Origin of the sequence: Cellulomonas hominis, from assembly GCF_014201095.1 — a bacterium.
Classification (GTDB): domain Bacteria; phylum Actinomycetota; class Actinomycetes; order Actinomycetales; family Cellulomonadaceae; genus Cellulomonas; species Cellulomonas hominis.
In genome coordinates this window covers 620,653-643,293 of the sequence record NZ_JACHDN010000001.1, presented here as the reverse complement: position 1 = coordinate 643,293, position 22,641 = coordinate 620,653, and the positions used below count along the sequence as shown (strand labels likewise).

At 75.8% G+C, this 22,641-nt stretch carries 20 protein-coding genes; 11 read left to right on the top strand and 9 right to left on the bottom strand.

What is annotated here, in order from left to right:
• Positions 1 to 67: 67 nt before the first annotated feature.
• The 9 genes from HNR08_RS03035 (at position 68) to deoC (ending at position 9,297) form a co-directional block, all read left to right on the top strand.
• Positions 68 to 1,648, top strand: coding sequence for an ABC transporter ATP-binding protein (locus tag HNR08_RS03035; RefSeq protein WP_146840259.1), 1,581 nt, complete (start codon positions 68 to 70; stop codon positions 1,646 to 1,648).
• Complete coding sequence (locus tag HNR08_RS03030) at positions 1,645 to 2,934, top strand: ABC transporter permease (protein WP_371862406.1); 1,290 nt, start codon at positions 1,645 to 1,647, stop codon at positions 2,932 to 2,934. The genes HNR08_RS03035 and HNR08_RS03030 overlap by 4 nt, the downstream gene beginning before the upstream one ends.
• Positions 2,931 to 4,217, top strand: a complete 1,287-nt coding sequence (locus HNR08_RS03025) for an ABC transporter permease (protein ID WP_371862405.1) — start codon at positions 2,931 to 2,933, stop codon at positions 4,215 to 4,217. Before HNR08_RS03030 ends, HNR08_RS03025 begins: the two co-directional genes overlap by 4 nt.
• An 89-nt stretch (positions 4,218 to 4,306) precedes the next feature.
• Positions 4,307 to 4,714 carry a cytidine deaminase gene (locus HNR08_RS21425; protein ID WP_146840257.1) on the top strand — a complete coding sequence of 136 codons (408 nt, stop codon included), beginning with the start codon at positions 4,307 to 4,309 and terminating at the stop codon, positions 4,712 to 4,714.
• The gene (locus HNR08_RS03015; RefSeq protein ID WP_146840256.1) at positions 4,711 to 6,006 is read left to right on the top strand and encodes a thymidine phosphorylase; all 1,296 of its coding nucleotides are present in this window, start codon (positions 4,711 to 4,713) and stop codon (positions 6,004 to 6,006) included. Before HNR08_RS21425 ends, HNR08_RS03015 begins: the two co-directional genes overlap by 4 nt.
• 200 nt (positions 6,007 to 6,206) lie before the next feature.
• Positions 6,207 to 7,160: a hypothetical protein gene (locus tag HNR08_RS03010; RefSeq protein WP_146840254.1), complete on the top strand. Its 954-nt coding sequence runs from the start codon at positions 6,207 to 6,209 to the stop codon at positions 7,158 to 7,160.
• Between the two features lie 76 nt (positions 7,161 to 7,236).
• Positions 7,237 to 7,461 (top strand): hypothetical protein, encoded by a 225-nt coding sequence (locus tag HNR08_RS03005; RefSeq protein ID WP_146840252.1) that lies wholly within the window; start codon positions 7,237 to 7,239, stop codon positions 7,459 to 7,461.
• Positions 7,462 to 7,534: 73 nt separating this feature from the next.
• Positions 7,535 to 8,626: an adenosine deaminase gene (locus HNR08_RS03000; protein ID WP_146840250.1), complete on the top strand. Its 1,092-nt coding sequence runs from the start codon at positions 7,535 to 7,537 to the stop codon at positions 8,624 to 8,626.
• A complete protein-coding gene (gene deoC / locus HNR08_RS02995; RefSeq protein ID WP_146840248.1) occupies positions 8,623 to 9,297 on the top strand; it encodes a deoxyribose-phosphate aldolase in 675 nt (224 codons plus the stop codon). Before HNR08_RS03000 ends, deoC begins: the two co-directional genes overlap by 4 nt.
• Positions 9,298 to 9,367: 70 nt before the next feature.
• On the opposite strand, the gene HNR08_RS02990 is transcribed toward deoC, so the two are convergent.
• The 4 genes from HNR08_RS02990 to HNR08_RS02975 form a co-directional block, all read right to left on the bottom strand.
• Positions 9,368 to 9,739, bottom strand: a complete 372-nt coding sequence (locus tag HNR08_RS02990) for a type II toxin-antitoxin system RelE family toxin (RefSeq protein WP_146840246.1) — start codon at positions 9,737 to 9,739, stop codon at positions 9,368 to 9,370.
• 11 nt (positions 9,740 to 9,750) lie between these two features.
• Positions 9,751 to 10,044 carry a type II toxin-antitoxin system Phd/YefM family antitoxin gene (locus tag HNR08_RS02985; protein ID WP_146840244.1) on the bottom strand — a complete coding sequence of 98 codons (294 nt, stop codon included), beginning with the start codon at positions 10,042 to 10,044 and terminating at the stop codon, positions 9,751 to 9,753.
• Between the two features lie 89 nt (positions 10,045 to 10,133).
• Entirely contained in the window at positions 10,134 to 12,011 is a 1,878-nt protein-coding gene (locus HNR08_RS02980) for a phospho-sugar mutase (RefSeq protein ID WP_146840242.1), read from the bottom strand.
• Positions 12,012 to 12,052: 41 nt separating this feature from the next.
• The gene (locus HNR08_RS02975; RefSeq protein ID WP_146840240.1) at positions 12,053 to 12,883 is read right to left on the bottom strand and encodes a purine-nucleoside phosphorylase; all 831 of its coding nucleotides are present in this window, start codon (positions 12,881 to 12,883) and stop codon (positions 12,053 to 12,055) included.
• A 423-nt stretch (positions 12,884 to 13,306) separates the two neighbouring features.
• Between HNR08_RS02975 and HNR08_RS02970 the strand changes: the two genes are divergently transcribed.
• Positions 13,307 to 14,725, top strand: a complete 1,419-nt coding sequence (locus HNR08_RS02970; RefSeq protein WP_168431709.1) for an NAD(P)H-quinone dehydrogenase — start codon at positions 13,307 to 13,309, stop codon at positions 14,723 to 14,725.
• 3 nt (positions 14,726 to 14,728) lie between these two features.
• Here the strand turns inward: HNR08_RS02970 and HNR08_RS02965 are convergent, their stop codons facing one another.
• The 4 genes from HNR08_RS02965 to HNR08_RS02950 form a co-directional block, all read right to left on the bottom strand.
• Complete coding sequence (locus HNR08_RS02965; protein WP_146840138.1) at positions 14,729 to 16,693, bottom strand: endonuclease/exonuclease/phosphatase family protein; 1,965 nt, start codon at positions 16,691 to 16,693, stop codon at positions 14,729 to 14,731.
• 75 nt (positions 16,694 to 16,768) lie between these two features.
• Positions 16,769 to 17,269: an NUDIX domain-containing protein gene (locus HNR08_RS02960; RefSeq protein ID WP_146840136.1), complete on the bottom strand. Its 501-nt coding sequence runs from the start codon at positions 17,267 to 17,269 to the stop codon at positions 16,769 to 16,771.
• A gap of 10 nt (positions 17,270 to 17,279) precedes the next feature.
• Complete coding sequence (locus HNR08_RS02955) at positions 17,280 to 19,079, bottom strand: acetyl/propionyl/methylcrotonyl-CoA carboxylase subunit alpha (RefSeq protein ID WP_146840134.1); 1,800 nt, start codon at positions 19,077 to 19,079, stop codon at positions 17,280 to 17,282.
• 341 nt (positions 19,080 to 19,420) lie between these two features.
• A complete protein-coding gene (locus tag HNR08_RS02950) occupies positions 19,421 to 20,032 on the bottom strand; it encodes a Maf family protein (RefSeq protein ID WP_146840132.1) in 612 nt (203 codons plus the stop codon).
• 114 nt (positions 20,033 to 20,146) lie between these two features.
• On the opposite strand from HNR08_RS02950, the gene HNR08_RS02945 reads away from it, so the two are divergent.
• On the top strand, positions 20,147 to 20,830 hold the full coding sequence (locus tag HNR08_RS02945) for a vitamin K epoxide reductase family protein (protein WP_146840130.1): 684 nt from the start codon (positions 20,147 to 20,149) through the stop codon (positions 20,828 to 20,830).
• Positions 20,831 to 20,916: 86 nt separating this feature from the next.
• On the opposite strand, the gene HNR08_RS02940 is transcribed toward HNR08_RS02945, so the two are convergent.
• Positions 20,917 to 22,638 carry a DUF885 domain-containing protein gene (locus tag HNR08_RS02940; protein WP_146840128.1) on the bottom strand — a complete coding sequence of 574 codons (1,722 nt, stop codon included), beginning with the start codon at positions 22,636 to 22,638 and terminating at the stop codon, positions 20,917 to 20,919.
• Between the last annotated feature and the right edge of the window lie 3 nt (positions 22,639 to 22,641).

Genomic DNA, 22,641 nt, shown 5'->3' with positions numbered 1-22,641 from the left:
CAGGGCTCACAAGGCGCCTGAATTGCCCTAGTGTGCGCACGACGAACGATCGAAGGAGCAGACCCACGTGAAGCTGGAGCTGCGGGGGATCACCAAGCGTTTCGGCGCCCTGGTGGCGAACGACCACATCGACCTGGTGGTCGAGCCCGGCGAGATCCACGCGCTGCTGGGCGAGAACGGTGCGGGCAAGAGCACGCTGATGAACGTGCTCTACGGGTTCTACGACCCCGACGACGGGCAGATCCTCGTCGACGGCGAGCCCGTGACCTTCGCCGGACCCGGCGACGCGATGGCCGCGGGGATCGGCATGGTGCACCAGCACTTCATGCTCGTCCCGGTGTTCACCGTCGCGGAGAACGTCGTCCTCGGCTACGAGCCGGTCAAGGGCGGCGGCCTCATCGACCTCCCCGAGGCGCGGCGCCGCGTCAAGGAGATCTCCGACCGCTTCGGGTTCGACGTGGACCCCGACGCCATGGTCGAGGACCTCCCGGTCGGCGCGCAGCAGCGGGTCGAGATCATCAAGGCCCTGTCGCGCGACGCGAAGGTCCTCATCCTGGACGAGCCCACCGCGGTGCTCACGCCCCAGGAGACGGACGAGCTGATCGCGATCATGCGGCAGCTCAAGGCCGCGGGCACGTCCATCGTGTTCATCACGCACAAGCTCCGTGAGGTCCGCGCCGTCGCGGACCGGATCACGGTCATCCGCCGCGGCAAGGTCGTCGGCAGCGCGTGGCCGGACGCCGCCGAGACCGAGCTGGCCTCGCTCATGGTGGGCCGGTCGGTGTCGCTCGGCGTCGACCGCGCGCCCGCGCAGCCCGGCGAGGTCGCGCTGCAGGTCCGGAACCTGTCGGTCCTCGACGAGGCCGGCGTGCGGCAGGTCGACGACGTGTCGTTCGACGTCGCGCGCGGCGAGATCGTCGCGGTGGCGGGCGTGCAGGGCAACGGCCAGACGGAGCTCACCGAGGTCATCCTCGGCCTGCAGCAGCCGGTCGCCGGGTCCGTCGTGCTCGACGGCACGGAGCTGATCGGCAAGTCCGTCAAGGACGTGCTGCTCGCCGGCGTCGGGTTCGTGCCCGAGGACCGCACCGAGGACGGCGTCGTCGCCGACTTCTCGGTGGCGGAGAACCTCATCCTCGACATGTTCGACCGCGAGCCGTTCGCGCGCGGCCTCTCCCTGGACCCGCGCAAGGTCCGGGCGAACGCCGAGCAGCGGACCGTCGAGTTCGACGTGCGCACGCCCTCGGTGGACGCGCACGCGGGCACCCTGTCCGGCGGCAACCAGCAGAAGGTCGTCCTGGCCCGCGAGATGTCCCGGCCCCTGCGCCTGTTCATCGCGTCGCAGCCGACGCGCGGCCTGGACGTCGGGTCCATCGAGTTCGTGCACAAGCGGGTCGTGCAGGAGCGGGACAACGGCACCCCGGTCATCATCGTGTCCACCGAGCTCGACGAGGTGCTCGCGCTGGCCGACCGGATCGTCGTCATGTACCGCGGCCGCATCGTCGGCATCGTCCCCGGCGGCACCGACCGCGACGTGCTCGGCCTCATGATGGCCGGCGTCCCCCTGGTCGAGGCCCAGCAGCAGGCCGCGACCCACCACACCGTGCTCGGCGAGGCCGACATCGAGGCCACCGAGGAGGAGACCAAGTGAGCGAGGCGACTCCCGCCCCCGACAAGCCGACCGGGTCGACGGCACCCGCGCCCGAGCGGCGCGACGACGGCCTCGAGGCCCGCGCCCAGGGCGCGCTCCGCGAGATGCTGGCCAGCTCCTGGCTGGTGACCGTCGCCGCGATCGTGCTGGCGCTGGTCATCTCCGGCGTCCTGATCGCCGCGGCCGACGCCGAGGTCCAGGACGCGGCCGGCTACTTCTTCGCCCGGCCGGCGGACTTCTTCTCCGCCGCGTGGGACGCGGTGTCCAGCGCGTACGTCGCGATGTTCCAGGGCGCCGTGTTCGACCCGACCGCCTCGACCGCGGCCCGGATGTTCCGGCCGCTGACCGAGACCATGACGTGGTCGGTGCCGCTGATCCTCGCGGGTCTCGGCCTCGGCATCGGCTTCCGGGCCGGCATGTTCAACATCGGTGCGCAGGGCCAGATCATCCTCGGCGCGATCTTCGCGGGCTACATCGGCTTCGCGTGGTCGCTGCCCCCGGGCCTGCACCTGCTGCTCGGCGTCATCGGCGCGGCGATCGGCGGCGGCCTGTGGGCCGGCATCGCCGGCTTCCTCAAGGCCCGGACCGGCGCCAACGAGGTCATCGTCACGATCATGCTCAACAACATCGCGATCTACCTCGTCGGCTACCTGCTGACGCTGGGCGCGTTCAAGCGCGGCGGGAGCAACAACCCGGTGTCGCCGCCGATCAAGGAGTCGGCGTTGTACCCGCTGCTCCTCGGCTCGCAGTTCCGGCTGCACCTCGGCTTCGTCGTCGCGATCCTCGCGGCGGTGTTCGTCTGGTGGCTCATGAACCGGTCGACGCTCGGCTTCGCGTTCCGCGCGGTCGGGTCGAACCCGAGCGCGGCGCGCACCGCGGGCATCAACGTCAACCGGATGTACTTCCTCGTGATGGTCGTCGCTGGTGCGTTCGCGGGCCTCGCCGGGTCGGCGCAGGTGCTCGGCACGGAGAAGGTGCTGACGGCGGGCGTCGCCGCCAGCTTCGGCTTCGACGCCATCACGGTCGCGCTGCTCGGCCGGTCCAAGCCGCTCGGGACGTTCTTCGCGGGTCTGCTCTTCGGCGCCCTGCGGGCCGGCGGCTTCGCGATGCAGGCCCGCACGGGGACGCCGATCGACATCGTGCTCGTCGTGCAGTCCCTCGTCGTGCTGTTCATCGCGGCGCCCCCGCTGGTGCGCGCGGTGTTCCGCCTCCCGTCCCCGCGCGGCTCGTCCGGCGCCCCCGCCGGCGAGCTCGCCGCACCCGTCGTGAAGGAGGCCGCCGCGTGAGCGCCGTGACCGCCACCGCCCCGGCCGCCCCGGCGTCCGCCGCGGGCAAGCCCCTGCCGCCGATCTCGTACAAGGCGCCGATCGGCTACGCCTCCGTGGCCGCGCTCGCGCTGCTGCTGTTCGGCATCCTCCCGGCCTCGGGCCGCGAGACGACCTTCACGATGTTCTGGCCGGGCGAGAACCTCGAGTTCACCGTCCCGTCCAAGCTCACGGCGATCGTGCTCTGCCTGGTCGCGCTCGCGCTGTCGGCGTGGAGCTTCCAGGCCGCCCGCACCCGCCGCAAGGTCGGCATCTGGCTGCCGGCCGTGTACTCGGTCGCGCTGATCTTCGCGCTGCTCACCTGGGCGGTCGCGGGCAAGGCCCAGCCGCTCCCGCTGACCTCGCTGCTGCAGGGCTCGCTGTTCCTCGCGGTGCCCCTGGTGTTCGGCGCCCTCGCCGGCCTGCTGTGCGAGCGGTCCGGCATCATCAACATCGCCATCGAGGGCCAGCTGCTCGCCGGGGCGTTCCTCGCCGCGGTGGTCGCGACCCTGACCCAGAGCGCCTACATGGGCCTGGTGGCCGCGCCGATCGCCGGTGCGCTGGTGTCCGCGCTGCTGGTGGCGTTCGCGATCAAGTACGTCGTCGACCAGATCATCGTCGGCGTCGTGCTCAACGTGCTCGTCGTCGGCATCACGAGCTACCTGTTCTCCACGGTGCTCAAGGACAACGCGGGGACGCTGAACTCCCCGCCGCGCCTGCCGACGATCGCGATCCCCGGGCTGTCCGACATCCCGGTCATCGGCCCGGTGCTGTTCCGGCAGACGGCGCTCGTGTACATCATGTACATCGTCGTGATCGTGCTGCAGGTGCTGATCTTCCGCAGCCGCTGGGGCCTGCGCCTGCGGGCCGTCGGCGAGCACCCGAAGGCCGCGGACACCGTCGGCATCAAGGTCAACCGCACCCGGCTGCGCAACACCCTGCTCGGCGGCGCGGTCGCCGGGCTCGGCGGCGCGTTCTTCACGGTCGCGAACGGCCTGGCCTTCGGCAAGGAGATGACCGGCGGGAAGGGCTTCATCGCCCTCGCCGCGATGATCCTCGGCCGGTGGAGCCCCAAGGGCGCCCTGGCCGCGGCCCTGCTGTTCGGCTTCGCGGACAACCTGCAGGTCGTGCTGGGCATCATCGGCACGCCGATCCCGAGCCAGATCATGCTCATGACCCCGTACGTCGTGACCATCTTCGCCGTGGCCGGCCTCGTCGGCCGCGTGCGGGCCCCCGCCGCGGAGGGCGTCGCGTACGTGAAGTGAGCGCGCCGGCCGCCGCCCGCAGACCGCGGGCGGCGGCCGGTCCGTCTCCGCACCAGGACGGGCGACCCCCGTCGGAAGGAGTACCCCGGATGCCCGAGATCGACTGGGACGCCCTGCGCGCCGCGGCCACCGAGGTGATGCACCGCGCGTACGTGCCGTACTCGAAGTTCCCCGTGGGCGTCGCCGCCCTGGTGGACGACGGCCGCATCGTGACCGGCTGCAACGTCGAGAACGCGTCCTACGGCCTGACCCTGTGCGCCGAGTGCGCGCTGGTGTCCGGCCTGCACGTGTCCGGCGGCGGGCGCCTCGTGGCGTTCGCCTGCGTGGACGCCCACGGCAACGCCCTGATGCCGTGCGGCCGGTGCCGCCAGCTCCTGTGGGAGCACGGCGGCCCGGACCTGCTCGTCGACACGGTGAGCGGGATCAAGCCGATGACCGAGGTCCTGCCCGACGCGTTCGGGCCCGCGGACCTGGTCGAGAGGAAGTCGCAGTCGTGAGCACCGAGCAGTTCGACGCCGTCGACGTCATCGTCACCAAGCGGGACGGGGGCCGCCTCAGCGACGCCCAGATCGACTGGGTCATCGACGCGTACACCCGCGGCGTGGTCGCCGAGGAGCAGATGTCCGCCCTCAACATGGCGATCCTGCTGAACGGCATGGACCGGGCGGAGATCGCCCGGTGGACCGCCGCGATGATCGCCTCCGGCGAGCGGATGGACTTCTCGGGCCTGCGCCGCCCGACCGCCGACAAGCACTCCACCGGCGGCGTCGGCGACAAGATCACGCTGCCGCTCGCGCCGCTGGTGGCCGTGTTCGACGTGGCGGTCCCGCAGCTGTCCGGACGCGGCCTCGGCCACACCGGCGGCACGCTCGACAAGCTCGAGTCGATCCCCGGCTGGCGCGCGGCGCTGTCGAACGACGAGATGATGGCGCAGCTCGACGACGTGGGCGCCGTGATCTGCCAGGCCGGCTCCGGCCTCGCGCCCGCGGACCGCAAGCTCTACGCGCTGCGGGACGTCACCGGCACGGTCGAGGCGATCCCGCTCATCGCCTCGTCGATCATGAGCAAGAAGATCGCGGAGGGCACCGGCGCGCTCGTGCTGGACGTCAAGGTCGGCTCCGGCGCGTTCATGAAGGACCTGGACCGGGCACGCGAGCTCGCCCGCACGATGGTCGACCTCGGCACCGACGCCGGCGTCCGCACGGTCGCCCTGCTGACCGACATGTCGACCCCGCTCGGCCTCACCGCGGGCAACGCGCTCGAGGTCCGGGAGTCGGTCGAGGTGCTCGCCGGCGGCGGGCCGTCCGACGTCGTGGAGCTCACGGTCGCGCTCGCGCAGGAGATGCTCGCGGCCGCCGGCCGCCCCGACGAGGACGTGCGGGCCGCGCTCGCCGACGGCCGGGCGATGGACGCGTGGCGGCGGATGATCCAGGCGCAGGGCGGCGACCCCGACGCCCCGCTGCCGGTCGCCGCGCACACCGAGCAGGTCGTCGCGGAGACCTCCGGCGTGCTGACCGGGCTGGACGCGTACGCGGTGGGCATCGCCGCGTGGCGGCTCGGCGCCGGGCGCGCGCGCAAGGAGGACCCGGTGCAGGCCGGGGCGGGCGTGGAGATCCACGCGAAGCCGGGCGACACCGTCAGCGCCGGGCAGCCGCTGCTGACCCTGCACACGGACACCCCGGAGCGGTTCGGGCGGGCGCGGGACGCGCTGGCCGGGGCCGTGACGGTCGAGGCCGGGGCGGCGTACGCGCCGACGCCGCTGGTGCTGGACCGGATCGCCGCGGTCTGACGGCCGCGACCACCCGCCGGCCGCCCGCCCGCCGACCACCCGCCCGCCGACCACCCGCCCGCCGACCACCCGCCCGCCGACCACCCGCCGAGAGTGCCGTAGTTGTCGCCCTCGGGCGCCGCGAGGCAGCATCTACTGCACTCTCGGCGCCCGGGGACGACCGGGGCGAGGCGGCATCCACGGAGGGAAGGGCGGGTGGCATGGCGAGCGGACGGCAGCTGACGACCGTGCTGCGGAGCGTGCTGGGGCGGTCCGTGCCCCCGGCCCCGACCCCGACCCCGGCACCGGCCCCGGCCCCGGCCGGGACGGGTCCGCGGTCCGTGGCGGCCCGCCCCGCGGCGGCGCTGCCCGAGGCCCTGCTCGACGGCCTCGACCCCCGCCGCCGCCGGCAGGTCGTGCGGCCCCTGGACGTCCCCGCCGGTCATCCGGTCCGGTGGGGCACCGCCGCCGCCCGGCAGGTGGACGGCACGACCTGCGGCGCGGCCGTCCTGGGCCTGCTCGCCGCGGCGGGGGACCCGCGCCTCGCGTACTGGCTGGTCACCGGGGACCTGGCCGACGGCAGCCGCCCGCCGGAGCTCGACGGCCTGGACCTGCCCGACCCGTGGCACCCCGAGGACCCGGACGCCCCCGGGTGGTTCCGCACCCCGGACGGCCGGGCCGCGCACGCCGCCGCGACGGCGGACGAGGCGGCGGCCGCCCGCTGGGGTCTGCTGCAGGCCGCCCTGCACCGGCGCAGCACCGCCCGGGCCCTCGCCGGGCTGCTGCCGTGGCCGCGGGCGCTCGGCACGCCGCCGTGGGGCGCGGCGCGGCTCGCGCGGTTCCCCGGCGTCGCGTACCGGTCGGTGCTGGTGGACGACACCCGCACCGCAGAGGTGGACGACCTGCTGGCGCGCGTGGACGACGCCCTGGACCGCGGCGTCCCCGTGCCGCTGTACTCCGGCGGCGACACCGGCGGCGGGCTCGCCGCGGCGGTGCCCCGGCACGTCGTGCTCGCGGTCGGCCGGTCGGACGGCGGGTACCGGGTGTACGAGCCGGGCGCGGGCGCGGTGCTCGGCGTCTCGCGGGAGACGCTGCGGCACCCGGACGGCCCCGTGGCCGCGCTGGGGCACTGGACGCACCTGACCTGGGCGCTCCTGCCCGTCCCGCGGCGCTGACGGCCCGGGTGCCCTGGCGGGTCGCGCGCGGCGGGGCCACGATGGAGGGGTACCGCAGCTGACGTCAGGAGGCGCCATGAGCACCGTGCCCGGAGACCGGACCTGGCGGGACGCCGGGCTGGTCGAGCCCGCGCTGACCGACCTGCCCGAGGTCGAGCCCGACGACGACCGGGACGCGCGCGACGGCGCGTACACCCCGGACGAACCGCGGCCGGACCTCGCGGGGGAGGCCGACCCGGGGGACGTCGCCGAGCAGGCCACGCCGGTGCCCGAGGACGAGACCGAGGAGTACCCCGCCTGACCCGGCACCCGGCCCGCAGCCGCCCCCGCCGCGGGATGCGACGGCCGGGGCTACGGCCCAGTACGGTGGGCGCATGACCGTGACCTTCGAGCAGATCGTCGCGCTGCCGAAGGTCCTCCTGCACGACCACCTCGACGGCGGCGTGCGCCCGGCGACCGTCGTGGACCTCGCCGCCGAGGCCGGCCACGAGCTCCCGACGACCGACCCCGAGGCGCTGGCCGCCTGGTTCGCCGAGCGCGCCGACTCCGGCAGCCTCGAGGCGTACCTGGAGACGTTCGTGCACACCGCCGGGGTCATGCAGACCGCCGACGCGCTGCGCCGGGTGGCCCGCGAGGCCGTGCTCGACCTCGCCGCGGACGGCGTCGTCTACGCCGAGGAGCGGTTCGCGCCCGAGCTGCACCAGGCGCGCGGGCTGTCGCTCCAGCAGGCCGTGGACGCCGTCCGGGAGGGGCTGGCCGAGGGCGAGGCGGAGGCCGCCGCGGGCGGCCGGACGATCCGGACCGCGCTGCTCCTGTGCGCCATGCGGGACTCGGACCGCGCCGACGAGGTCGCCGCCCTGGCGCTGGCCAACCGGGACCGGGGGGTGGTCGGCTTCGACGTCGCCGGCCCGGAGTCCGGGTTCCCCGCCACGGCGATGGCCGCGGCGTTCGCGCAGCTGCGCAAGGCCCGGTTCCCGGTGACCGTGCACGCCGGCGAGGCCGCGGGCCGCGACTCGCTGGACGACGCCGTCGACGTCGGGGCCCTGCGCCTGGGCCACGGCATCCGCGTCATGGACGACGTCACGACCTCCCCGGACGGGACGCACCGGCTCGGCCGGCTCGCGCACTGGGTCCGGGACCGGCGGATCGCGCTCGAGGTCTGCCCGACGTCCAACGTGCAGACCGGCGGCGCCCCGTCGATCGCCGCGCACCCCGTCACCGCGCTGCTGCGGCTCGGCTTCGCGGTGACCGTCAACACCGACAACCGCCTGCAGTCCCGCACCGGCCTGAGCCGGGAGCTGCACCTGCTCGTCACCGAGGCCGGCTGGACGCCCGACGACCTGCGGACGGTCACCGTGACCGCCGCGCGCCACGCGTTCCTGCACGAGGACGAGCGCACCGACCTCATCGACCGGGTGATCCTGCCCGGCCACGCACCCACCGCACCAGGAAGGCACCGCGCATGAGCGCCTCGTTGGACGCCGCAGGACTGGCGAAGTTCGTCGACCACACGCTGCTGAAGCCGGAGGCCACCCGGGCCGACGTCGAGGCGCTGATCGCGGAGGGCGCCGAGCTGGGCGTCTACTCCGTGTGCGTCTCGCCGTCGTTCCTGCCGCTGGACGCCCGCGGCCTCAAGGTCGCCACGGTGTGCGGCTTCCCGTCCGGCAAGCACCACAGCGACGTCAAGGCCGCCGAGGCCGCCCGGTCCGTCGCGGACGGCGCGGACGAGGTCGACATGGTCATCGACGTCGGCGCCGCCAAGGAGGGCCGGTTCGCCGACGTGCAGGCCGACATCGCCGCCGTGCGCGTCGCCGCGCCCGCGCCGACCGTGCTCAAGGTCATCATCGAGTCCGCCGCGCTGAGCGACCACGAGATCGTCGAGGTGTGCCGCGCCGCCGAGGCCGCGGGCGCCGACTTCGTCAAGACCTCCACCGGCTTCCACCCGGCGGGCGGCGCGTCCGTGCACGCCGTGGAGGTCATGGCCGCGACCGTCGGCGGACGCCTCGGCGTCAAGGCGTCGGGCGGCATCCGGACGACGGCCGACGCGCTCGCGATGATCGAGGCCGGCGCGACCCGGCTCGGGCTGTCCGGGACCGCGGCCGTGCTCGGCGGGTTCGAGGCGGACGGCGGGTACTGAGACCCGCCTCCGGAGCATGCGCGACGGCCCGGCACCCGCAGCGGCGGGGGCCGGGCCGGGTCTGCGGCGGTCAGCGGCGTCCGCCCTCCCAGAGGGCGCTGAGCGCCGACGTCATCTCGCGCGCGAGGTCGCTGGTGGCGTGGGTCTGGAGCCGGGCCATGGCGAGCCGGTAGCACTCCTCGTCCACCCGCGAGCCGATGACCCAGATGACGCAGACGGTGCCGTCCTCCTCGACGCGGTAGACGACGCGGTACTGCCGGTCGCCCACGACGAGCTTGCGGAACCCCGTGAGGTTGCCGGTCCGCCGGCTCCCGAGCGGGGCCCCACGCGACTCCGGGGAGTCCTCCAGCTTGCGCAGAGCACGCAGCACCAGGCGACGGGCCGAACCGTCGAGGTCGCGGAGGTCCTCCTTCGCCTCGTCGGTGAGGACGACCCGGGCCACCGCGCGGACTCCTACTCGTCCTCGTCGAGGTCCACGCCGAACTCGGCGGCGACGTCGGCGAGCTCGTGCCGCTCACCGGAGTCGGTGACGGTGCGCGCGAGGGCCAGGCCCCAGAGCAGCAGGTCCTCCTCCAGCTCGTCGATCCGGTCGATGCGGTCCATGCGGTCGAGCGGGACGAGCGCGGCGGTCGGCTCGTTGTTCCGCACGATGACGATGCTGCGGCCCTCGGACACCTCCGAGGTGTAGCGGCTGAAGTTCTTGGCGGCGTCGGAGACGCTGACGATGTCGCGCGTGTCGGTGCGCATGGGCTCGACCTCGGGTTTCGGTCAGGCGGCTGATGCGGAGAATCTTACGGCAGATCTGCCGTAGTGCGCCAGTACGAGCCGCCGAGGCCTTAGATCCCGAGCGCCGCCGCGACGTCCGCGCGCACCCGGTCCAGCCGGTCCCGGGCGGCAGCCCGCGCGGCGCCCACGGTCTCCGCGGACGCGTGCTCCTCGACCGGCACGACGACCTCGAGGTAGCACTTCACCTTCGGCTCGGTGCCGGACGGCCGCACGATGACCCGGGTGTCGTCCTGGGACAGCAGCCGGATGCCGTCGGTCGGCGGGAGGCCGCCGCGGTCGGCGTCGGAGCCGGCGGCCAGGTCGACGACCGACATGACGGGCGACCCGGCGAGCAGCACCGGCGGGTGCTCCCGCAGGCGCTGCATCGTCTCCGGGATCTGCGACAGGTCGGTGAACCGCGCCGAGAGCTGGTCCGTGAGGTGCAGGCCGTGCCGGCGGGCCAGGTCGTCGAGCACGTCGACCGGGGTGCGGCCGGCGACCTTGAGCCGGGCGGCCAGGCCCGCGAGGGTCAGCGCCGCCGAGATGCCGTCCTTGTCGCGGACGTGCGCGGGGTCGACGCAGTAGCCGAGGGCCTCCTCGTAGCCGAACACGAGGCCGTCGACCCGGGAGATCCACTTGAACCCGGTGAGCGTCTGCGCGTGCCGCAGGCCGGCGTGCGCGGCGATCCGGCTGAGCAGCCGGGACGACACGATGGAGTTCGCGAGCACGGGGGAGTCGTCCGCGGGGGCGGTCCCGGGCGTGCCGAACCGCTCCGCGGCGACGCTGCCGAGCAGGGCGCCGGTCTCGTCGCCGTGCAGCATCCGCCAGCCGTCCGACGCGGCGGCGCCGGGGCCGCCGTGCGTGCGGGCGCGGGGGTCCACGACGGCGGCGCCGCAGCGGTCGGCGTCCGGGTCGAGCGCGATGACGAGGTCGGCCCCGACCTGCGCGGCGAGCGCGACGGCCAGGTCGATCGCGCCGGGCTCCTCGGGGTTCGGGAACGCGACCGTCGGGAAGTCGGGGTCCGGCTCCGCCTGCTCGGCGACGACGTGCACGTCGGTGAACCCGGCCGCGGCCAGCACCCGGCGGGCGGTCGCGCCGCCGACGCCGTGCATCGGGGTGAGCACGATGCGCAGGTTCGCGGCGGCCGCGAGCGCCTCCGCGGAGTCGTCCGCGAGGCCCAGCACCCGCGCGACGTAGGCGTCCTCGACCTCCGGGCCCGCCGTGGCCCAGCCGTCCGCGGCGCGCGGCACGGCGGCGACCGAGGGCACGTGGCCGATCTCGGCGGCGATGTGCCCGTCCATCGGCGGGACGATCTGCGCGCCCTGGCCGGAGTCGGTGACCACCCGGCCGCCGAGGTACACCTTGTAGCCGTTGTCCTGCGGCGGGTTGTGGCTGGCCGTGACCATGACGCCCGCGTCGGCGTCGAGGTGCCGCACCGCGAAGGCGAGCACCGGGGTGGGCAGCTGCGGCGGGAGCATCGTGACCCGGATGCCGACGGCCGTCAGCACCGCGGCGGTGTCCCGGGCGAAGTCCGCGGAGCCGTGCCGGGCGTCGTGGCCCACGACGACGTGCGGGGCCGGGTCGACGCCCTCGAGCTCGCCGAGCAGGTACGCGCCGAGCCCCGACGCGGCCCGGATGACGACCGCGCGGTTCATCCGGTGCGGGCCGCCGCCGATCGCGCCGCGCAGCCCGGCGGTGCCGAACTGCAGCAGCCCCTGGAACCGGTCGGCGAGGTCGTCGCGCGCCTCCTGCACGTCGAGGACGGCCTGCCGCTGCTCGGGGGTGACGGTGTCGCCGGCGTCGGGCAGGTCGGCCTCGGCGCGCTCCAGCAGCGCCGACAGCTCGGCGGCCGTCGTCGGGTCCGGGTCGTCCGCGATCCACGTGCGCACCTGCTCGGCCAGCGCCGGCCTGCCGCCGGTCCGGGTCTCGGCGGCCTGCTGCTCGCTCATCCGGGTCTGCTCCCTCGTCCTGTTCTCGTGCTCGGCGCGCGTCAGATGCGGCCGACGATGTCCGCCAGCAGGCGGCTGATCCGCGGGCCGGCCGCGCGGCCGGCCTCGAGGACCTCCTCGTGCGACAGCGGCTCGTCGCCGACGCCCGCCGCGAGGTTGGTCACCAGCGAGATGCCGAGCACCTCCATGCCGACGTGCCGGGCGGCGATGGCCTCGATGGTCGTGGACATGCCGACCAGGCTGCCGCCGATGACGCCAGCCATCGCGACCTCGGCCGGGGTCTCGTAGTGCGGCCCGCGGAACTGCACGTACACGCCCTCGTCCAGGCTCGGGTCCACCTGGTGCGCGACGTCGCGCAGCCGGGAGGCGTACAGGTCGGTCAGGTCGACGAACGTCGCGCCCTCGAGCGGAGACACCGTCGTGAGGTTGATGTGGTCCTTGATGAGGACCGGGGTGCCGGGGCCCCAGGACGGGTCCAGGCCGCCGCAGCCGTTGGTCAGCACGATCGTCGAGCACCCCGCGGCGGCGGCGGTCCGGACGCCGTGCACGACGCGGCGCACCCCCTTGCCCTCGTACAGGTGGGTGCGCGAGCCGAGGACGAGCGCGTGCTTGCCGGTCGCCGCGATCCGGATGGAGCGGATGGTGCCGACGTGGCCGACCACCGCCGGGGCCGCGAAGCCGGGGACCTCGGGCGCGGGGATCTCCGCGACGGTCTCGCCCAGCAGGTCGGCGGCGCCGCCCCAGCCGGAGCCGAGGACCAGCGCGACGTCGTGCTTCTCCACCCCGGTCGCCTGCGCGAGGAACGCGGCGGCGTCGGCGGCGACGGCCAGCGGGTCGGTGGTGGGGTCGTCGAGGCGGGCGTCGTCGGCCATGCGGGTGCTCCTCCTGCGGGGCGGCTGCGGCGGGTGGTCTGGCGCCCCCGGGCACGGCCGGACGCACCCGCCGAGCCTACCGGCGGGTACGGTCCCGCGGCGTGCCGCGCTCCGCGCCGAGACGGCCCGTCCGCCTGCTGGTCACGGGCGGGGTGCTCGGGGCGAGGGTGCGTCCGCGCGGGCGAGGGTGTGCTCGCGCGGACGCACTCACGTCGGCGGTCGCGCACTCCCGCGGGCACCGACCGCTCCCGGGTCCCGCACGGTGCGGCGCGCGCGCCGCGGGCCCGCAGGGGTGAAGATGGCGGCGTGACGCCGACGACCCCCACGCCCGCGCCCGCCGACCCCGCCGCGACCGAGGCCCCCGCGACCCGGCCGGAGCCGACGCCGACCCCGGGCGCCGACGCCCGCCCCGCGCCGCGCGTCGTGGTCGTCGGCGGCGGCCCCGGCGGGTACGAGGCCGCGCTCGTGGCCCGGCGGCTCGGCGCGGACGTCACCGTCGTGGAGCGGGCGGGCCTCGGCGGCTCCGCCGTGCTGACGGACGTGGTGCCGTCCAAGACGCTCATCGCGACGGCGGAGTGGATGACGATCGCCGAGCGCGCCCCGGACCTCGGCATCCGCCTGGACATCCCCGCGTCCCCGGCCGACGACGCGGCGCCGTCCGCCGACGGGGACCCGGGCCGGCGCCGGCGGCACAGCGTGGACATGGCCGCGGTCAACGCCCGTGTGCGGGACCTGGCCCAGGCCCAGTCGCAGGACATCCGCACCCGCCTCGAGCGGGAGGGCGTCCGCGTCGTCATCGGGCACGGCCGGCTCGACGGGCCGGAGCGCGTGGTCGTCACCGGGGACGACGGCGAGCGGGTGCTCGACGCCGACGTGGTGCTGCTGGCCACCGGCGCGACGCCCCGCACGCTGCCGGACGCCCGCCCGGACGGCGAGCGGATCCTCACCTGGACGCAGCTCTACCACCTGGCGGAGCTCCCGGAGCGGCTCGTCGTGGTCGGCTCGGGCGTCACGGGCGCGGAGTTCGCGGGGGCCTACGTGTCCCTCGGGTCGCAGGTCGTGCTCGTGTCCAGCCGCGACCGGGTGCTGCCGGGGGAGGACGCCGACGCCGCGACGATGCTGGAGGAGGTGTTCCGGGCGCGCGGCATGGAGGTGGTCGGGCAGGCCCGGGCGACGGCGGCCCGCCGCACGGACGACGGGGTCGTGGTGACCCTGGCGGACGGCCGGGAGATCACCGGCTCGCACGTGCTGCTCGCCGTCGGGTCGATCCCCAGCACGGCGGACCTCGGGCTCGCGGAGGCGGGGGTGCGGACGACGCCGTCGGGGCACATCGAGGTGGACAAGGTGTCCCGGACCTCGGCGCGCGGCGTCTACGCGGCGGGCGACGTCACCGGGGTGCTGCCGCTGGCGTCCGTCGCGGCGATGCAGGGCCGGATCGCGATGTCGCACGCACTGGGCGACGCGGTCGCGCCGCTGAAGGTGCGCGGGGTCGCGGCGAACATCTTCACCGCCCCGGAGATCGCCACCGTGGGCCTCAGCGAGCGCGCGCTGGTCGAGCGGGACGCGCACTTCGTCACCCACACGCTGCCGCTGGCCCGGAACCCGCGGGCGAAGATGCTCGGCGTCCGGGACGGCTTCGTCAAGCTGTTCGCGCACTCCACGGCGGGCACGGTGCTCGGCGGGGTGGTGGTGGCGCCGCGGGCGTCCGAGCTGATCTTCCCGATCACGCTGGCCGTGGCGCACGGCCTGACGGTCGACGACGTGGCGAGCGCGTTCACGGTGTACCCGTCGCTGTCGGGCAGCATCGCCGAGGTCGCCCGGGTGCTGCACCACACCGAGTGACGGTCAGCCCCCGGCGCGCACCAGCGTGACGACGGGCAGGTGGTCGGAGGAGTCGTCGGTGCCCACGTGGGCGTCCGCGAACGTCACGCCGCGCCCGAGCAGCCAGTCGATGCGCACCTCCGGGTCGTCACTCGGGTGCGTGAGGGCGGCCGGGTCGCCCGCGGTGTCGAGCGCGCTGGTCCAGCCGGCGGCGTCCACGGCCTCGAGCTCGGGGGAGCCCGGCTCGGCGTTGAGGTCCCCGCCGAGCACGGACGGCCCGTCGTCCGGCAGGGCCGCGTCCAGCGCCGCGAGCTGGTGCAGGCGGGTGGTCGTGTTGTCGTCGCGGTGCTGCAGGTGCACGGACGTGACCCGCACGGGCCCGCCGTCCGGCCCGTCGACGACCGCGGTGAGCGCGGACCGGCTCTGCGGGCCCGCGCCGTACGGCAGGTGGATCACCTCGACGTCCCGCAGCGGCGTCCGGGACAGGATCGCGTTGCCGAACTGCCGGTCCGCGGCGGGGGCGAACGCCACCTCCATGCCGAGCCGGTGACCGAGCCAGGTGGCCATGTCCGTGCCGCCGCCCAGCACCCAGCCGCGCGCGACCTCCTGCAGCAGGACGACGTCGGGCGCCGAGGACTCGATCGTCCGGGCGATCTGCTCGAGGTCCACGGCCGTGTCCGCGGCGACGCCGTAGTGCAGGTTCCAGTCGAGGACCACGAGCGCGTCGCCTGCCCGGTCCGTGGTGGCGGTCGCCGGCCCCGCGGCGGAGGCCCACCAGCCCACCAGCAGCAGCGCCACCGACGGCAGCACGAGGAACCGCAGGGCGTTCGCGCGCAGCGGCGGCGCCGGCTCCCGCGGCGCGACCGGCGCGCTCGGGGTCCGCCAGCGCAGCCCGCCCACGGCGAGCAGCGCGGCCGCGAGCACCACGACCCAGGCGTTGTCGACCGGCAGCGGGACGTCGTAGTCGAGCAGGTACACGAGCAGCACGGCCACGAGCCCGAGGCCGACGCCCCCGGTCGCGAGCGCCGTGCGCGGGATCCCCGGGGGCGCGGGGCGTCGGGTGCTCAGCGCGGCCGCGAGCACGACCCCGGCGGCGGCCTCCGCGGCGACGATCGCGACGAGCGACGCGACCCCGGTCACGAGCAGGCCGACCGCCACGGCCACGGGCAGCAGCACGGCGGCCCACACCCGGACCGCGGGGACGAGGACCCGCGGGACCAGCAGCACCCAGACGGTCAGCGCGGACGCGAGCACGCTCGCGGTGCCGGCGACCATGAGCGGCAGCCCCGACTGCGACGCGGCGAACGCCGGGTTCGCGAGCACCATGAGCACGAGCGCCAGCGCGGGGCCGAGCACCCAGGTGCGGCGCGGCCGGCCGGTGGCGCCCTCCGCGCGGGCGACGACGGCGAGCGCGACCGGCAGCGCCACGAGCAGCACCGCGACGACCGTCCCGGCGACGCCCCCGCGCCACAGCGGGTCCCACGTGCCGAGCGCGAGCTGCAGCGCGGCCGACAGGCCGGAGCCGAGCGTGAGGCCGAGCGCCGCCTGCCGGCCGCCGCCGGGGCGCCCGGCGACGAGGGTCGCGGTGAGCACGAGCGTCGCGACCGCGAGGGCCGCGGTGACCAGCCCCGCGACGAACCGGGCCTCGTCGTGCACGGCCTGGGTCACGAGCCGGAGGACGCCGGTGGCGACGACCGCCGCCAGCACGGTGCGCCCGGAGGCGGTGCCGGTGCCGCGCCGTCCGGTGGCCAGCAGCGCGACCGCGGCGACGAGGCCGGCGCCGGCGAACGTGACCAGCGCGGTGAGGGCCACGGTGAGCGTGCCGACCGTGAACGCGCGGTCGAGCACCGGGCCGGACGCGCGCACCACGTCGGTCGTCAGCACCGCCACCAGGGCGAGCAGCGACACCCGGGTCGCCGTCCCGGCGTCGGGCGGCAGCGGGCTCCCGGAGGCGGGCGTGGCGGGGCGCGCGGGCGACGGGACGGTCATCCGGCCAACCTACCGCCGGGGACGGCGCGTCCGGGTGGTGGTCCACAGCCCCGGGTTCGCGGGCCGTGCCGCAGGTCAGGCGGGGCGCTCGACCTCGGCCGGCAGGCCCGCGCGCAGGGCCGGCCACGCGTCGGCGAACGCGGGCAGCAGCGGCAGCGCCGGCACGTCGTCCAGCGCGACCCAGGCGATCGCCAGGCTCTCGTCGTCGGTCGGCCGGGCGTCGACCGGCCCGTCGGCCACCGCGACGACCGTCGTGTACGACCAGTCCTCGTGGTCCAGCACGTGCTCCCCGACGACGCGGACCGACGCCGCGTCGATGCCGGCCTCCTCCGCCGCCTCGCGCAGCGCCGCCGACCGCGCGTCCTCCCCGGTGTGCCGGGCACCGCCGGGCAGCCCCCAGGTGCCGCCCTGGTCGCTCCACGGGGCGCGGTGCTGCAGCACGACGGCCGCGGCGCCGGCGCCGTCCGCGGGGCGCGCCAGCAGCAGACCGGCCGCGCCCGACAGCCCCCAGTGCCGCCGCCCGCAGCGGCACTCCACCCAGCCGTCGCCGGGGTGCCGCGGGCGGCCGACCGTCATCCGCGCGCCCTCAGTCGACGATCTCGCAGATCGCGGACCCGGCGGCGACCATGCCGCCGACGCCCGCGGACAGCGACGCCACGGTGCCCGCGCGGTGCGCGACCAGCGGCTGCTCCATCTTCATGGCCTCGAGCACGACGACGAGATCGCCCTCGGCCACCCGGTCGCCCTCGCCGACGGCCACCTTGACGATGGTGCCCTGCATGGGGGAGGTCAGGGTGTTCCCCGACGCGGCGACCGTCCGGGTGCCGGAGCGGCGCGGCGCCGCGCGCCGGGGGCCTGCCGGGGTGCGGCCGCCGCGGCCGGCGCGGAGCGCGAGGGCGGCGGGCAGCACGACCTCCAGGCGCTTGCCGCCGACCTCGACGACGACGCGCTCGAGCTCGGTGGGCACGTCGTCCTCGTCGGCGCTCGGCGCGGTGACGGCGGGGGCGCCGGTCAGGGCCGGGAGCCGGTCCGCGAACTCCGTCTCGATCCAGCGGGTGTGCACCGCGAACGGCTGCTGCGGGTCGGCCGGCACGAACGCCGGCTCGGCCATCACCGCGCGGTGGAACGGCACGACGGTCGGGATGCCGGCGATCTCGAGCTCGGCCAGCGCGCGGCGGGCGCGCTCGGCGGCCTGCTGCCGGGTCGCGCCGGTGACGACGAGCTTCGCGATCATCGAGTCGAACGCGCCGGACACCGTGTCGCCCTCGACCACGCCGGAGTCCACGCGGACGCCCGGGCCTGCCGGGAAGCGCAGCGTCGTGATGCGGCCGGGGGCGGGCAGGAACCCGGCGGCCGGGTCCTCGCCGTTCAGGCGGAACTCGAAGGAGTGCCCGCGGGTCTCGACGTGGTCGTAGCCCAGCGGCTCGCCCGCCGCGATGCGGAGCTGCTCGCGCACCAGGTCGATGCCGCTGATCTCCTCGGAGACCGGGTGCTCCACCTGGAGCCGGGTGTTCACCTCGAGGAACGAGATGGTCCCGTCGGCGGCGACCAGGAACTCGCAGGTGCCCGCGCCGACGTAGCCGGCCTCCTGGAGGATGGCGACCGACGCGTCGACGAGCTGCGCGCGCTGCGCGTCGGTGAGGAACGGCGCCGGGGCCTCCTCGACCAGCTTCTGGTGCCGGCGCTGCAGGGAGCAGTCGCGGGTGGACACGACGACGACCGTGCCGCGGGAGTCCGCGAGGCACTGCGTCTCCACGTGCCGCGGGCGGTCCAGGTACCGCTCGACGAAGCACTCGCCCCGGCCGAACGCCGCCGTCGCCTCGCGGACCGCGGAGTCGTACAGCTCGTCGATCTCGTCCTCGGTGCGGGCGACCTTGAGCCCGCGGCCGCCGCCGCCGAACGCCGCCTTGATCGCCACCGGCAGGCCGTGCTCGGCGACGAACGCGTGCACCTCCGCCGCGCCGGACACCGGGTCCGGGGTGCCGGCCACCAGCGGGGCGCCGGCGCGCTGAGCGATGTGCCGGGCGCTGACCTTGTCGCCGAGCTCGCGGATCGCCGACGGCGGCGGCCCGACCCACGTCAGGCCGGCGTCGATGACCGCCTGGGCGAACTCGGCGTTCTCCGACAGGAACCCGTATCCGGGGTGCACGGCGTCCGCGCCGGACCGGCGGGCCACGTCGAGCAGCTTCGCGACGTCGAGGTAGGTCTCGGCCGCCCGGGCTCCGTCCAGGGCGTACGCCTCGTCCGCGACGCGCACGTGCAGCGCCTCGCGGTCGGGGTCCGCGTAGACGGCGACGGAGCCGATGCCGGCGTCGCGGCAGGCGCGGGCGATGCGGACGGCGATCTCGCCGCGGTTCGCGACGAGGACCTTCGAGATGCGGGGCACGGCTCACGGTAACGCGAGGGGCGGCGGCGATCACGCTCGCGGGGAGGCGCGCCGCCAAGATTGCGGAACCGCCCACCTGGCGTGCTCGCGGCTTGGAGGTTCCGGCAACGCCCTGGCGTCGGACGGCCCGCCTGCCCCGGACGGCCTTGTCCGGACGGGACAAACGCGCGACCTCGCCGACGGTGCCCCGAGGGGCGCCTGCGCCGGACCCGAGCACGGTCCGCCGACGAGGTCGGCGAGCCGAGGGGGCATGCCGGGTGCCGAGGGGGTGCGCCGCGAGGCGCCGCGGATGCGCGCGGGGTGCCCCGGGCGCGCGGAGGGTGCGCGGACGGTGCGTGCGGTCAGGCCCAGAGGGTGTGGATCGGGGTGCCGCGCCGCGCGAGGAGGGTGCGGAGCAGGGGCAGGCTCAGGCCGACGACGCCGTGGTGGTCGCCCTCGACGCGCTCGACGTACGGGCCGCCCAGGCCGTCGATCGTGAACGCGCCCGCGACCCACAGGGGCTCGCCCGTGGCGACGTACGCCGCGATCTCCTCGTCGGTGAGGTCGGCGAAGTGCACCACCGTGGTGGACGTGGCGCCGACCTCGCCCGGGGCGGCCGGCCCGCCGCGGCCGTCCACCAGGCAGTGCCCGGTGTGCAGCCGGCCCGCGCGCCCGCGCATGGCGCGCCACCGGTCCGCGGCGTCCGCGGCGTCGGCGGGCTTGCCCAGCACCGCGCCGTCGAGTTCCAGCATCGAGTCGCAGCCCAGCACCAGCGCGCCCGGGTGCGCCGGCGCCACGTCGCGGGCCTTCGCCCGCGCGAGCAGCAGCACGGCCTCCGCCGGCGGGACGTCCCCCGCGGCGGCCAGGACGGCCGGCTCGTCGACGGCGGACACCGCGACGAGGGGCTCGATGCCGGCGGACCGCAGGGTCGCGAGCCGGGCGGGGGACGCGGAGGCCAGCACGAGGGAGGTCACGGCAGCGAGCCTACGGGGACGTCCGCCGCTCGCCGCCCCGGGGACGTACGTCCCTGTGGCCACACCCCCCGGATGCCGATGATGTCCCGGGAACGTCCAGGGGAGGGTGGCACGATGACCAGCGTGACGGAGCTGCAGGGTGCCGCGGTCGCGCCCACGCCCACCGACCTGACCGACCCCGTCGACCCCGACCCGGACTCGCCGCCCCGGCGCGCGTGGCGCCGGCGCACGGCGATCGAGATGGTCGTGTCCGGGGTCCTCGGGCTCTACACCTCGTTCGTGCTGTCGATCGAGGCGTGGCACCTCGCCGCGGACCCGGACGCCTCGTTCGGCTGCGACCTGTCCTCGGTCATCTCGTGCTCGACGGTCGCGAGCACGTGGCAGGCGCAGCTGCTCGGGTTCCCGAACGCGTTCCTGGGGATCGCCTTCGAGTGCGTGGTCATCACGATCTCGGTCGCGGCGATCGGCGGCGTGCGGTTCCCCCGCTGGTTCATGCTCGGCACCCAGGCGCTGTACACGATCGCCCTGCTGTTCGCGTACTGGTTGTTCCTGGAGTCGTACTTCGTCATCCGGGTGCTGTGCCCCTGGTGCCTGCTCATCACGGTGACCACGACGCTCGTGTGGGCCGGGCTGACCCGGTGGAACGTCCGCGACGGGCACCTGCGCCTGCCGGGCCGCGCCGGGCAGTGGGCCCGCGACTTCGTGGCCGCCGGCACCGACTGGTACGTCACGGCCGCGTGGCTCGTGGCGTTCGCCGCGATGGTGGTCCTCAAGTACGGGCCCTCGCTGCTCGCCTGACGCGGCGGCGCACCCCGCCGCGCACGACGACGGCCCCGGACCCTCTCGCGAGGGACCGGGGCCGTCGTGCGTGGTGCGGCGCGGTCTCAGGACAGCGCGCCCCGCAGCACGTCGAGCGGCAGCGCGCCCATGCCGAGCGCGCGGGCGTGGAACTCGCGCAGGTCGAACGCCTCGCCGCGGGCCTGTGCGGACGCCGCGGCGCCGTCGCGCACCTGCTCCCAGATGCGCTGCCCGATCTTGTAGGCGGGCGCCTGCCCGGGCCAGCCGAGGTACCGGTTCAGCTCGAACCGGACGAACTGCTCGGGCATGTTGACGTTGGCCCGCAGGAACTCCCAGGCCTTGTCGGCGTCCCAGGTGCCGCCGCCCCAGCGCTCGGGGGCCGGCAGGCCGAGGTGCACGCCCAGGTCCAGCACGACGCGGGCGGCGCGCATCCGCTGCCCGTCGAGCATGCCGAGCCGGTCGCCCGGGTCGTCGAGGAAGCCGAGGTCCGCCATGAGCCGCTCGGCGTACAGCGCCCAGCCCTCGCCGTGCCCGGACACCCAGCACGCGAGCCGGCGCCAGGAGTTCAGGGTCGCCCGCTGGTACACGGCCTGGCCGATCTGCAGGTGGTGGCCGGGGACGCCCTCGTGGTAGACGGTCGTCTTCTCGCGCCAGGTGTTGAAGGTCGTGACCTCCGGCGGCACGGACCACCACATGCGGCCCGGGCGGCTGAAGTCGTCCGAGGGGCCGGTGTAGTAGATGCCGCCGTTCTGCGTCGGTGCGATCCGGCACTCCAGGGTGCGGATCGGGTCCGGGATGCTGAAGTGCACGCCGTCCAGGGCGGCGACCGCGGCGTCCGAGGTCTCCTGCATCCACGCGCGCAGCGCCTCCGTGCCCTCCAGGCGGCGGGACGGGTCGGCGTCGAGGGCGGCGACGGCCTGCTCGACGGTCGCGCCGGGGCCGGCGATCTCCGCGGCGACCCGCTCCTGCTCGGCGACGACGCGGTCGAGCTCCTCGAGCCCCCACTGGTACGTCTCGTCGAGGTCGACCGCCGCGCCCAGGAAGTACCGGGACCACAGGGCGTACCGGTCGCGCCCGGCGGCGTCGGCCTCGGGCGCCTGCGGCGCGAGCTCGTCGCGCAGGAACGTGACGAGCTCGGCGTAGGTCTGCCGGGCGGCCTCCGCGCCGCGCTCGAGGTCGGCGCGCAGCCCGTCGCCCGCGGCCTCGACGGCCGCCTTCGCCTCGGCGCCGGTGACGAAGCCGGTGAAGAAGGACGTCGACGGGTCCGCGAGCTCCTCGGCCTGGGCCAGGGCCTCGCGCACCTGCCGGACGGCCGGGACGCGGCCCTTCGACGCCGCCAGGCGCAGGGACTCGACGTAGCCGGCGCCCGCGGAGGGCAGGCCGGCGAGGCGCTGCGCGATCGCGGACCAGGCGTCCGGGCCGTCGGTCGACATGATGTCGAAGACGTCCCGCAGGCCCTGCACGGGTGAGGCGATGACGTTGAGGTCGGCGAGGACCTCGCCGGACTCGTGCAGCTCGACGTCGAGGCCCAGGCGCTCCCGCATGGCCGCGAGGGTGACCTCGTCCACCTCGTCGGCGGGGGCCAGGCCGTCCAGGGCGCGCAGCGTGGCGCGGGCGGCCTCGGCGCGGGCCTCGTGCCCGGCGGGGGACAGGTCGGTGACCTCGTGGTCGTGACCCGGGATGCCGAGCTCGGTGGCCTCGAACGGGTTCAGGGTCGCCAGCGTCGTGACGTAGGCGTCGGCGACGGCGTCGATCGGGGTCGCGGCACGCTCCGGTGCGCGGCTGTCGGGGGTGGGTGCGGTGCTCACCCG